The sequence below is a fragment of the Streptomyces sp. NPDC050564 genome (genome assembly GCF_044457265.1).
Taxonomy (GTDB): Bacteria; Actinomycetota; Actinomycetes; order Streptomycetales; family Streptomycetaceae; genus Streptomyces.
Genome location: NZ_JBITGS010000021.1, coordinates 186806 through 198871 on the forward strand (window position 1 = coordinate 186806; position 12066 = coordinate 198871).

The 12066-nt window shown below is 69.7% G+C and carries 10 protein-coding genes; 7 read left to right on the forward strand and 3 right to left on the reverse strand.

Annotation, left to right across the window (positions count from 1 at the left end; translation table 11 throughout):
* Positions 1–39: 39 nt before the first annotated feature.
* The 4 genes from ACIBK0_RS30955 to ACIBK0_RS30970 all read left to right on the forward strand — a co-directional run bounded on the left by ACIBK0_RS30955 (position 40) and on the right by ACIBK0_RS30970 (position 3801).
* The gene (locus tag ACIBK0_RS30955; protein WP_103553626.1) at positions 40–210 is read left to right on the forward strand and encodes a Trm112 family protein; all 171 of its coding nucleotides are present in this window, start codon (positions 40–42) and stop codon (positions 208–210) included.
* A 94-nt stretch (positions 211–304) separates the two neighbouring features.
* Positions 305–1432, forward strand: coding sequence for an SIS domain-containing protein (locus ACIBK0_RS30960; RefSeq protein WP_399087165.1), 1128 nt, complete (start codon positions 305–307; stop codon positions 1430–1432).
* Positions 1433–1555: 123 nt separating this feature from the next.
* Positions 1556–2707, forward strand: coding sequence for a mannose-6-phosphate isomerase, class I (gene manA, locus ACIBK0_RS30965; RefSeq protein WP_399087167.1), 1152 nt, complete (start codon positions 1556–1558; stop codon positions 2705–2707).
* A gap of 122 nt (positions 2708–2829) precedes the next feature.
* On the forward strand, positions 2830–3801 hold the full coding sequence (locus tag ACIBK0_RS30970) for a cation diffusion facilitator family transporter (RefSeq protein ID WP_399087169.1): 972 nt from the start codon (positions 2830–2832) through the stop codon (positions 3799–3801).
* Between the two features lie 146 nt (positions 3802–3947).
* On the opposite strand, the gene lepB is transcribed toward ACIBK0_RS30970, so the two are convergent.
* Together lepB and ACIBK0_RS30980 are read right to left on the reverse strand one after the other, a co-directional pair.
* Complete coding sequence (gene lepB, locus ACIBK0_RS30975; protein WP_399087171.1) at positions 3948–4631, reverse strand: signal peptidase I; 684 nt, start codon at positions 4629–4631, stop codon at positions 3948–3950.
* Between the two features lie 115 nt (positions 4632–4746).
* Positions 4747–6801, reverse strand: coding sequence for a fructose-specific PTS transporter subunit EIIC (locus tag ACIBK0_RS30980; RefSeq protein ID WP_399087173.1), 2055 nt, complete (start codon positions 6799–6801; stop codon positions 4747–4749).
* A 499-nt stretch (positions 6802–7300) separates the two neighbouring features.
* Between ACIBK0_RS30980 and ahcY the strand changes: the two genes are divergently transcribed.
* Together ahcY and ACIBK0_RS30990 are read left to right on the forward strand one after the other, a co-directional pair.
* On the forward strand, positions 7301–8758 hold the full coding sequence (gene ahcY, locus ACIBK0_RS30985; RefSeq protein WP_399087175.1) for an adenosylhomocysteinase: 1458 nt from the start codon (positions 7301–7303) through the stop codon (positions 8756–8758).
* 111 nt (positions 8759–8869) lie between these two features.
* Entirely contained in the window at positions 8870–9484 is a 615-nt protein-coding gene (locus ACIBK0_RS30990; RefSeq protein WP_399087177.1) for a hypothetical protein, read from the forward strand.
* Between the two features lie 103 nt (positions 9485–9587).
* On the opposite strand, the gene ACIBK0_RS30995 is transcribed toward ACIBK0_RS30990, so the two are convergent.
* Positions 9588–10586: an RDD family protein gene (locus ACIBK0_RS30995; protein ID WP_399087178.1), complete on the reverse strand. Its 999-nt coding sequence runs from the start codon at positions 10584–10586 to the stop codon at positions 9588–9590.
* A 119-nt stretch (positions 10587–10705) separates the two neighbouring features.
* On the opposite strand from ACIBK0_RS30995, the gene ACIBK0_RS31000 reads away from it, so the two are divergent.
* Positions 10706–11713, forward strand: a complete 1008-nt coding sequence (locus ACIBK0_RS31000) for a stage II sporulation protein M (RefSeq protein ID WP_399087180.1) — start codon at positions 10706–10708, stop codon at positions 11711–11713.
* Positions 11714–12066 lie beyond the last annotated feature (353 nt).

Consider the following 12066-nt stretch of genomic DNA (forward strand, 5'->3'; position numbering starts at 1 on the left):
TCTGACCAGGCCGCATCCACCCGTTCGAAAGGACACCACATGCCGCTCGAAGCCGGCCTCCTGGAGATCCTCGCCTGCCCGGCCTGCCACGCCCCGCTCAAGGAGCAGGAGAGCGAGCTGATCTGCACGGGAGCGGACTGCGGCCTCGCCTACCCCGTCCGGGACGGCATCCCCGTACTGCTTGTCGACGAGGCCCGCCGCCCCGCGTAAGCGAGACAAGGCGGCGCGCCAACGCGACGCATCGACGTGGCGCACAACGCGCCGCACCATGGCGACACACCGGCGATCGGAGGCTGCCGACCCCATGCTCGACGAATCGCTGCTCGACGACCCCGAAGCGCTGGCCAGAGCCGACCGGCGGGCGCTGCTCCGCGGCGCCGCCGAAGCCGGCGCCCGCGTGCGTACCGCGGTCCGGCACGCCGCAGAGGCCGGGATCGCGGACCTGAAGCCGGACGGCCGCCCACGCGCCGTCCTGATCGCGGGCCCCGGCACGGCTGCCACCGGCGTCGCCGAACTGCTTGGCGCGCTCGCCGGAGCGAGCTGCCCTCTCACCCGGCTCACACCCACTGGTGTCGCCCCCGCCGCGGGCGCCCTGCGCTGGGAGCTGCCCGGCTGGGCGGGCCCGGTCGACCTCCTTCTGGTCGCCACACCGGACGGCACCGAACCAGGGCTCGAACTCCTGGTCGAGCAGGCCTACCGGCGCGGCTGCACCGTCGCCGCCGTGGCCCCGGCCCGCTCGCCGCTGACCGAGTCGGTGGACGGCGCGCACGGCCTCTTCGTACCGATGGCGACAGCCCCGTACGAGCAGGACGAACCCCTGGCCGCGTCCGCGCCCGGCGTCCTGTGGGCGCTGCTCACCCCGCTGCTCTCCCTCCTCGACCGCACCGGCCTCGTCTCGGCCCCGCCCGAGGTCCTGCAGAAGGTCGCCGACCGCCTCGACCAGATCGCGGAGCGCTGTGGTCCGGCCATCGCGACCTACAGCAACCCGGCCAAGACGCTCGCCGCCGAGCTGGCCGAGACCCTCCCGGTGATCTGGACGGAGGGCACCTCCGCGGGCCCCGCGGGCCGCCGTTTCACCGCGGCGCTTGCCGAGCTCGCGGGCCGGCCCGCGCTCACCGCCGAACTCCCGGAGGCGCTCGCCTCGCACAGCGTGCTGCTCGCCGGCGCACTCGCCGCCGGCGCCGACCCCGACGACTTCTTCCGCGACCGCGTCGAGGAGGCACAGGCCCTGCACGCGCGCGTGGTGCTGCTCCGGGACCGCCCGATCGGCGGAATCAGCGCGGCGCCCGCCGCCCGCGAACTCGCCCTCAGCCACGACACCTCGATCAGCGAGCTCGAACCGGAGGAGGGCGACGAGCTGGAGACCCTGGCCGAGCTGATCGCCATCACGGATTTCGCCGCCATTTACCTGGCGCTCGCTTCGGGGGCCTGACCTTGACTCCGACACCCTGACCTTCGTACGCGGAGAACACGAACAAGCGCCACCGTGACCTTCGGGCACGGAGGCGGGACCCGCGTCGCCCGCGTCGTACCCAGAAGGAACCGCAGAGACCGCATGGACCGCCTCGACAACACCATCCGCCCCTACGCCTGGGGTTCGACGACCGCCATCCCGCAGCTGCTCGGTGTGGAGCCGACCGGTGAGCCGCAGGCGGAGATGTGGATGGGCGCCCACCCGGGCGCACCCTCGCGCACCGCGCGCGGTCCGCTCAACGAGGTCATCGGCGAGGACCCCGAGCAGGAACTCGGCCGCGGAGCCGTCGCCAAATTCGGCCCCCGCCTGCCGTTCCTCCTGAAGGTCCTCGCCGCCGGCGCCCCCCTCTCCCTCCAGGTGCACCCGAACCTGGAGCAGGCCAAGGAGGGTTACGAGGACGAGGAGCGCCGTGGCGTCCCGATCGACGCCCCGCACCGCAACTACAAGGACGCCAACCACAAGCCCGAACTCATCTGCGCCCTCACGGAGTTCGACGGCCTGTGCGGCTTCCGTACCCCCGACGAGGCCGCCGAGCTCCTCGCGGGTCTCGACGTCGACTCCCTCAAGCCGTATGTCGACCTGCTGCACGCGCACCCGGAGGACGCGGCGCTGCGCGAGGTGCTGACGGCGGTGCTGAGCGCGGACCCCGAGGACATGGCCCGCACGGTCACCGAGGCCACGGCCGCCTGCGCCCGGCTCGGCGGCGCGTACGCCCCCTACGCCGACCTCGCCCACCACTTCCCGGGCGACCCCGGCGTCATCGCCGCCATGCTGCTCAACTACGTCCAACTGCAGCCCGGCGAGGCCCTGTTCCTAGGCGCGGGCGTTCCGCACGCGTACTTGAACGGCCTGGGCGTCGAGATCATGGCCAACAGCGACAACGTCCTGCGCTGCGGTCTGACCCCCAAGCACGTCGACGTCCCCGAACTCCTGCGCGTCGTCCGCTTCGAGGCGGGCGACCCCGGCGTACTGCGCCCGGAGGCCTCCCCGGACGGCGAGGAGGTCTACGCGACTCCCATCGACGAGTTCCGCCTCTCCCGCTTCGTCCTGGCGGAGGGCGCCGCCCCGCGGGACCTCACCCGTGCGACCCCGCAGATCCTGCTCTGCACGGCGGGTTCGGTGCGCGCGGACGGCATCACGCTGGCCCCCGGGCAGTCGGTCTTCGTACCGGCCGGCGAAAAGGCCGAAGCGTCCGGGAATGGCACGATCTTTCGCGCGACCGTGGTGGCCTGACGGGGTAACTGTGGTGGCCTGAGGCGCCGCTGTCGCACAGGGCTGCAAGAATGGCCCGTCGCAAAGGGCTGGCAAAGGCCCGGCGACGGACAGAGGCGAAGGCGAAGGGACACCCCGGACACATGAGCGCGTCAGGCGGCACCAAGGCGATCGTGGCGGCACTCGGCGCCAACCTCGCGATCGCGGCATCGAAGTTCGTCGCGTTCGCCTTCAGCGGCTCGTCCTCGATGCTCGCCGAGGGCGTCCACTCGCTCGCCGACTCCGGCAACCAGGCCCTGCTCCTGATCGGCGGCAAGAAGGCCCAGCGCGAGGCGACCCCGCAGCACCCCTTCGGCTATGGCCGCGAACGCTACATCTACGCCTTCCTCGTCTCGATCGTCCTCTTCTCGGTCGGCGGCATGTTCGCCGTCTACGAGGGCTACGAGAAGATCAAGCACCCGCACGACATCGAGCACTGGTACTGGCCGGTGGGCGTCCTGGTGTTCGCGATCATCGCCGAGGGCTTCTCCTTCCGCACGGCCATCAAGGAGTCCAACGCGCTGCGCGGCACGCACTCCTGGTCGCAGTTCATCCGCCGTGCCAAGGCCCCCGAACTGCCGGTCGTCCTCCTGGAGGACTTCGGCGCGCTCATCGGTCTGGTCCTCGCGCTCGGCGGCGTCGGCCTGGCCCTGCTCACCGGCGACGGCATCTGGGACGGCATCGGCACGGTCTGCATCGGTGTGCTGCTCATCCTGATCGCCCTGGTCCTGGCGGCGGAGACCAAGTCCCTCCTCCTCGGAGAGGCAGCGGGCACCGACGAAGTCAAGAAGATCGAGGACGCCATCGTCGACGGCGACACCGTCACCGGCATCATCCACATGCGCACCCTCCACCTCGGCCCGGAGGAGCTCCTGATCGCCGCGAAGATCGCCGTCCAGCACGACGACACGGCCGCCGAGGTCGCCTCCGCGATCGACGCCGCCGAGTTCCGTATCCGCGCCGCCGTCCCGATCGCCCGCGTGATCTACCTGGAGCCGGACATCTACAGCGAGGCGAAGGCGGCCAAGGGCCCGGACCCCGAGGCAACGCCCGGGGGACCGGCACAGTCGCACTGATTTCTTCCTGTACGTGACGGGGGCCCGCCTGGAGTCGTCCAGGCGGGCCCCGCCGTCATACGTCCGTGAGATCTGCACGGCCAATACGTCTGTCAGGTCTGCCCGGCCCGATACGTCCGTCAGGCCTGCCCGGCCCGATACGTCTGTCAGACCTGCACGGCCCACGGCGGCATCGGAGGCACCGCCCGACTCCGCCGCCGTACGACGAGGGCGGCGATCCCGAAGCCGACTCCGGCAAGTACGACGGGTACCCCGAGCATCCCGGTCATCGCGAGGGCGATGGGCACCGCGCGTTCCTCGGTCACCCGTCCCTGCACCGCGCTGACGGGCACGGTCCCGCCGTGGTCGTCGCGGAAGTAGCGGGAGTCCCTTGCGTTCAGGCGGTGATCGCCGAGCAGGAACAGCCGTCCTTCAGGCACCTTGACGTCGTACGGGTCGTACTGCCTTTGCATTTCGTCGACCACGCCGTCCTGCACATACGGCTCGTCGAGCGGCTTCCCGTTGACGGTGATCCGCTCGTCCGTCCCCTTGCCGCCGCAGCAGGCCACGCGGTCGCCGCCGACCCCGATGACGCGCTGAATGACACTGACCCCCGGTCCGTAGCGCTCCGGCGCGGAGTACAGCACCACGTCACCGCGCCGCACCTCCTCCCCGCCGACGCGCTCGAAGACGAGCCGCTCACCGACGGTGTACGTGGGCGTCATGCTCCCGCCCCGCACCGTGGCCGTCGTATACGCACCTCGCGCGTACATGAGCGACCCGATCAGCATCACCAGCCCCAACGGCCCCAGCACCCACGCCGTGACCGCCAGTCCTCGCCCCCTCCGCATCCCCATCCCCTCCCCGCACGGCACTCCCGCGCGCGCCGAGGCTAGCGCTTCGCTGTGAACGGACGACGGCGGGCCCCGAGCCTTCCGGCTACGGGACCCGCCATGGCCGGTACGGCTACTGGATCTCGCCCAGCACGCCGAGGACCGCGCGCTCGTCCGGCGCCGCCGTCAGCCGCTCCCGGAACCCGGGATCCACCAACTTGCGCGACAACAGCGCCAGAATCCGCAGATGTTCGTCGCCCGCGGCCGCCTCCGGTACGGAGATCATGAAGACCAGCTTGGCCTTGGTCCCGTCGAGCGCACCCCACTCGATGCCCTCGGCGGACCGCGCGAACCCGACGATCGGCGCGGTCACCGCATCCGTCTTGGCATGCGGAATCGCGATCTCTTCCCCGAGTCCCGTCGTCCCCTGCTCCTCCCGCCGCAGGGCGGTCCGCACCAACTCCTCCACATCGGCCACCTTCCCGGTGGCGGCCAGCAGCCCGGCCATCTCCCGAATCGCGGACTCCTTGTCCCGGGATTCGAGCTGAACCCTGACGGTCCGCTCGGTGAGGTAGCCGGAGAGGACTTCGGGCTCGGCGCCGTCCGAAGCGGTGCCGGACATCATCTGTACGGCGGTGGCGGTGGCGGTCGTAGCGGTGGCCGTGTCGAGACCGGCGCCCACGCCGGCGAGCGCGGGCTCCGGAGCGCGCCGAGGCGTGGGCACCAGCGCCTCCCCGCGCCGATTGCGCTCACCGAGGTCGACCAGGGTGACGGTCGTCAGCGCCGTCACCGCCGTGCCGATGAGCACGGCGACGAAGAACATCGGTACGCCGCTCACGGCACCCAGCACCGCCACGATCGGCCCGCCGTGCGGGACCGCGTCCTTGACCCCGGCGAGCCCGGCGACCGCTCCGGCGACCGCGCCGCCGAGCATGTTCGCGGGGATGACCTGCGCGGGCCGCGCGGCCGCGAACGGAATCGCACCTTCGGAGATGCCGAAGCAGCCCATGAACAGCGAGGCCAGTCCGGTCTCGCGCTCCTGCTCGGTGTAGAGCCGCTTCCGGATCAGCGTCGCAAGGCCCTGACCGAGCGGCATGACGGGAATCGCGGCGGCGCACATGCCCATGACGGTCTGATTGCCCGTCGCGATGAGTCCGGCACCGAAGAGGAAGGCCGTCTTGTTGACCGGCCCGCCCATGTCGAACGCGATCATGAGGCCGAGAATCGCGCCGAGCAGCACCGCGCTCGTCCCCGTCATCCCGCTCAGCCAGCTGGTCAGATGCTCGAAGACCCAGGAGATGGGTTTGCCGACGACGTAGATGAAGAAGAGGCCGAGCGCCGTCGTTGCCACGATCGGGATCACGATGATGGGCATGATCGGCTGCACGAACTTCGGGACCCTGACCTTCTTGATCCACAGCACCAGACAACCGGCCAGGAACCCGGTCACGATCGCCCCGATGAAGCCCGCGCCCGCCTTGGAGTCGTACAGCGAACCGGTGTTGGCGATCCAGCCGCCGATCATGCCGGGAACCAGCGCCGGCCGGTCCCCGATCGCGTATGCGATGTAGCCGGACAGGATCGGAACCATGAGCGTGAAGCCGATGACACCGATGTTGTTGACGTCCATCCAGAAGGAGTTCTTCGGGATGACCAGACCGCCGGACGGGTCCGTGTGCCCGCCGAGCGAGAGGGATATCGCGATCAGCAGCCCGCCGACGACGACGAACGGGATCATGTAGCTGACCCCGTTCATCAGCGCCTTGTACGCCAGGCTCCGCTCCTTGCCGCCGCCGCTCGTCGCCTCGGCGGTACTGCCCGCCCTGTGCACCGGCGCCGATCGCACCCGCTCTATCAGCCGCTCCGGATGGTGTATCCCCTCGGCGACCCCGGCGGTGATGACCCGCTTCCCCGCGAACCGGCTCAGGTCCACGTCCTTGTCGGCAGCGACGATGACGCCTTCCGCAGCTTTGACATCGTTGTCACTCAGTACGTTTTCGGCTCCGATGGATCCCTGGGTCTCCACCTTCATCTCGATACCGAGGCGCTCCGCAGCCTGCGAGAGCTTCTCGGCCGCCATGTACGTGTGGGCAATGCCGGTCGGGCATGCGGTCACCGCGAGCAGTTTCAACCGCTTCTGCTCGCCACCGCCGTTGCCCGTGGGGGGAGGGCCGGCCGGACTGGTCACGTGGATCTCCTAACGCCTTTGACGCCTTCGTCACGCGGAGCGCCGTCCCGGACGCTCCGCAAGATCGCTCGCATGGCCGCGATCTCCCGCATCCTGCAACACCCAAGCCCAGGATCAAAGGCTCCGGACGTCCCCGAATGCCCTGGTCCGACAGCCCCTGTCGGCCCTGCCGAGGACCGGCTGTCATCGATCCCGAGGACGTTCCGTTATCGGCCTGATGCCTGTGCACGGGACGCCGTGGTGTCCGGAGGCGGACTGGGGAGGGCCGGGTCCACCGGTGTAGCTTGGTGACTGAGCCAGACGTCGCTGCTGATGGCGGTCGGGCGGTCCCACCGCGGACCGGCCGAGGGAGAGAGGGCCTCCGACGGACTGCGCTGCGCGCACCAGGCACTCCGTGTGCCGTGCTGGGCACGTCCGTGCCTCGCTCGGGCATGCGTATGCCAGCCGCCGCGCAGACCAGCCGTATCCACCTCGCCCCAATCCCGAGGAGCAGCTCGCAATGACGACTGTCGACAACCGACAGGACTTCAAGGTCGCCGACCTCTCCCTGGCCGCCTTCGGCCGCAAGGAGATCACCCTCGCCGAGCACGAGATGCCCGGCCTGATGTCGATCCGCAAGGAGTACGCCGAGGCGCAGCCCCTCGCGGGCGCCCGCGTCACCGGCTCCCTGCACATGACGGTGCAGACCGCCGTCCTCATCGAGACCCTGGTCGCCCTGGGCGCCGAGGTCCGCTGGGCCTCCTGCAACATCTTCTCCACCCAGGACCACGCCGCCGCCGCCATCGCGGTCGGCCCGAACGGCACGCCCGAGAACCCTCAGGGCGTTCCGGTCTTCGCTTGGAAGGGCGAGACCCTGGAGGAGTACTGGTGGTGCACGGAGCAGGCGCTGAGCTGGCCGAACAGCCCCACCGGCGGCCCGAACATGATCCTGGACGACGGCGGTGACGCCACCCTCCTCGTCCACAAGGGCGTCGAGTACGAGAAGGACGGCAAGGTTCCCTCGGTCGACACCGCCGAGTCCGACGAGCACCGCGTCATCCTCGAACTCCTGCACCGCACCATCAGCGACGGCTCGCAGAAGTGGACCCAGCTCGCCTCGGAGATCCGCGGCGTGACCGAGGAGACCACCACGGGCGTACACCGCCTGTACGAGATGCACCGCGACGGCACCCTGCTGTTCCCGGCGATCAACGTGAACGACGCCGTCACCAAGTCGAAGTTCGACAACAAGTACGGCTGCCGCCACTCCCTGATCGACGGCATCAACCGCGCCACCGACACGCTCATCGGCGGCAAGACCGCCGTCGTCTGCGGCTACGGCGACGTGGGCAAGGGCTGCGCGGAGTCCCTGCGTGGACAGGGCGCCCGCGTGATCATCACCGAGATCGACCCGATCTGCGCCCTCCAGGCGGCGATGGACGGCTACCAGGTCACGACCCTCGACGAGGTCATCGACAAGGCCGACATCTTCGTCACCACGACCGGCAACAAGGACATCATCATGGCCTCCGACATGGCCAAGATGAAGCACCAGGCGATCGTCGGCAACATCGGTCACTTCGACAACGAGATCGACATGGCCGGCCTCGCGAAGATCCCCGGCATCGTCAAGGACGAGGTCAAGCCGCAGGTCCACACCTGGAAGTTCGCGGACGGCAAGGTCATCATCGTGCTGTCCGAGGGCCGCCTGCTGAACCTGGGCAACGCCACCGGTCACCCCTCGTTCGTGATGTCCAACTCGTTCGCGGACCAGACGCTGGCCCAGATCGAGCTGTTCACCAAGCCCGAGGAGTACCCGACCGATGTCTACGTGCTGCCCAAGCACCTGGACGAGAAGGTCGCCCGCCTCCACCTCGACGCGCTCGGCGTGAAGCTGACGACACTCCGCCCCGAGCAGGCCGCGTACATCGGTGTCGAGGTCGAGGGCCCGTACAAGTCGGACCACTACCGCTACTGAGCACCCCGCACAGCACCCGGCCGAGCAGCGGTACCACCGCTCGGCGTACGGATGTCAGCAGGCCCTCGCCCCCGTGGCGGGGGCCTGTCCCCGATGAGGACCTGAACGACCATGCCACGCGGCCGATATTCGCTCCATGATCCGCACGATCACACCCCCCTCGCTGAAGAGCACTTCCACTGCGCGCCCGGCCCCTCCGGCTGGCGCTACGTCTCCCAACTCACCACCCCCTCCGGCGACCAAGCCGGTTCCGTCGACCTCGCCCTCGACGACCTCGGCCGCCCCATCCGACTCGAACTGCACGCGGCGGGCTGGCAGGTCCGCGGCGCCGCCCTCGACGGCGTGACCTGGGTCCGCACCGACCCCTCGGGCGCACAGGCCACCGAAGGCAATGTCCCCGCTCACGCCTTCACCGGCACGTCCCCCGCGTTCCTCATCGCCACCGCCCGTCTCCTTCGCCTCGCCCCCTTCGCCTCCGCGACCCGCGTACGCCTCGTCGCCTTCACGGACCCGGTCCTCGCCCCGCGCACCCTCGACCAGTCCTGGGCCTTGATCTCGAGAGAAACACACGCCACTGACAACGGCCCTCTGACCGTGGACGAATACCAGGTCACAGCGCTGGACACGGGTGAGCAGCACGCCGTGCACGTATCGGGAGACGTGGTGCTCGCGGCACCCGGCATCGAACTGGAACACCTCGAATCACCGCCGTCGGTGTTCACCTGACCACGACGTCCCGACGTACATCCGCCGGCCATGCCCTGGCGGACCACGTGCCGGCGCTCGGCGACGCCTCTCGCGGCCCCTCCGAGCCGGGAGAGACGTCCGGTCACGCGGGCGGCACGAAGCCCGTCGGGGGGCGATCGACGTGGTCGGCCTGCTGCACGGCGGGCTGGGGAGCTTGCGGCGCCTGTTGCGACGCCGCCCCGGGAGTCGCTGACGGTCCATGCGGAGCCGACGGGTAGGAGTGTGCGCCTGCGCCCGGGGTCTGTGCCGCTGGTCCTGCCCCGCTCGGGTACCCACCCGAGCCCCGCTGCGGGGGGTAGCCACCCGGGGCCGGGTGAGTGATCCCGGCCTCTCTGTTCCCGAACGCCCGCCGAGCCTCCCGCGCCTGCCGCTCCTGCATCACCGCCGCCAGGTACGCGGCCGCCGGAATCCCCTGTGGCGCCGGAGCCCCCGTACGAGCAGCGAGATCCATGGCCAGCCGTTCCGCCATCGCCCCGCCGACCTGAGGATCCAGCTGGTGCATCCGGGTCAGGTACTGGCGAATGGCCAACCACAGCCCATCCGGCACCGCGGAAAGATCAAGCGCGGAGAACCGACCTGCCAGCCAGGGCGGCGGCGGAGGTACGAAGGGCATGCGGCCGACCGGAATCCTTTCCCGTACGACGAGAGTCCCCGCGAACACGTCACCGAGTCGCCGCCCCCGCGCCGACACCAGCGAGGCGATGCACGCGACGATTCCGAACGTCATCAGAATCTCGACCACCCCGACGGCACCGCGCACGAGCGCATGCCGGAACCGGATCGGCCCTCCGTCGTCCCGCACCACCCGCAGCCCGAAGGCCAGCTTCCCGAGCGAGCGACCGTGGCTGAGCGTCTCCACCGCGATCGGCCCGCCCACGAGCACGAGAACGAAGCTCGCGATCGAGATCGCGAGTTGCGCCGCATCATCCAGGGCGGCCGTCGAAGCCACCAGACCGATGGTCACGATGACGTAGACGGCCACGGCCACGACCAGGTCGAGCAGCACGGCCAGCGCCCGGCTCGGCAGCTTCGCGGGGCGCAGCTCCAGCGCTACCGCCTCGCCCGTCACTAGCTCACTCACGCTCGCCGTCCTTCCCCTGACCTGCCCCGAGAACGGCCAGTCTGCCAAGCTGAGGGCACATCGCGCCGCAGTACGACAAGCTGACACCCACGACGAGCAGCCGAGGAGCAGCCAACCCGATGGACCTCGACGTCTTCGTGTCCGCCCACCGCGCCGAGTGGGACAGGCTCGACGCCCTGCTGCGCCGCCAGCGCCGCCTCACCGGAGCCGAGGCCGACGAACTCGTCGCCCTGTACCAACGCACCGCCACCCACCTGTCTCTGATCCAGTCCAGCGCCCCGGATCCCCAGCTCACAGGCCACCTCAGCCAACTCGTGGCACGCGCGCGCAGCGTGGTGACAGGCACCCGCCGTGCCTCGTGGCGCGATGTCACCGGCTTCCTGACGCGCGGCTTCCCGGCCGCGGTCTACCGCTCGCGCCACTGGTGGGTGCCCACGGCGCTCGTCTCCACTGTCATCGCGGCCCTTCTTGGGTGGTGGATCGGTACGCACCCCGCGGTCCAGTCCTCGATCGCCGCCCCCAGCGAACTGCGTGACCTCACCCGCCCCGGTGGCGAGTACGAGACCTACTACTCCAGCCACCCCGCCGCCTCCTTCGCGGCCCAGGTGTGGACGAACAACGCCCAGGCCGCCGCGATGTGCCTGGTCCTCGGCGTCTTCCTAGGCATCCCCGTCCTCTGGATCCTCTTCCAGAACATGCTCAACCTGGGTGTCGGCATCGGCCTGATGTCCTCGGCCGGCCGCCTCGATACCTTCCTGGGGCTGGTCCTCCCACACGGCCTGCTGGAACTGACCGCCGTCTTCGTCGCCGCGGGCACAGGTCTGCGACTGGGCTGGACCGTGATTGACCCTGGCCCGCGCTCCCGCCGTACCGCGCTCGCAGAAGAGGGTCGAGCCGCCCTTGGGATGGCGGTCGGCCTGGCACTGATCCTCTTCGTCTCGGGCGCCATCGAAGGCTTCGTCACGCCGTCCGGCCTCCCCACTTGGGCCCGCATAGGCATCGGAATCGCGGCTGAACTGGCCTTTCTTGCGTACGTCTACGTCCTGGGTGGTCGTGCGGCACGTGCCGGCGACACGGGTGACGTGTACGAGTCCGAGCGCAGCGCCGTCCTCCCGATGGCCGCCTGATGTGCGGGCACACCCGCTGACCTGCTAGTCTCCTCCTCGCCCCACAAGAGCCGTTGACACGGAGCGAGTGGGGAGGTAGATTCGAACAGTTGCCTAGAACTGGACATGTCCGGTGGCAGCAGTTAGTCTCTGTCTGCTTCCGGAAACAATCGATTTCCGGGAAGCCATTCCCGATGATTCAGAAATGGATGCCGGTCAGTCCGGTCCAAGACTTCTGATAAAGTCGGAACCGCCGGAAAGGGAAACGCGAAAGCGGGGAACCTGGAAAGCACCGAGGAAATCGGATCGGAAAAAGATCTGATAGAGTCGGAAACGCAAGACCGAAGGGAAGCGCCCGGAGGAAAGCCTGAGAG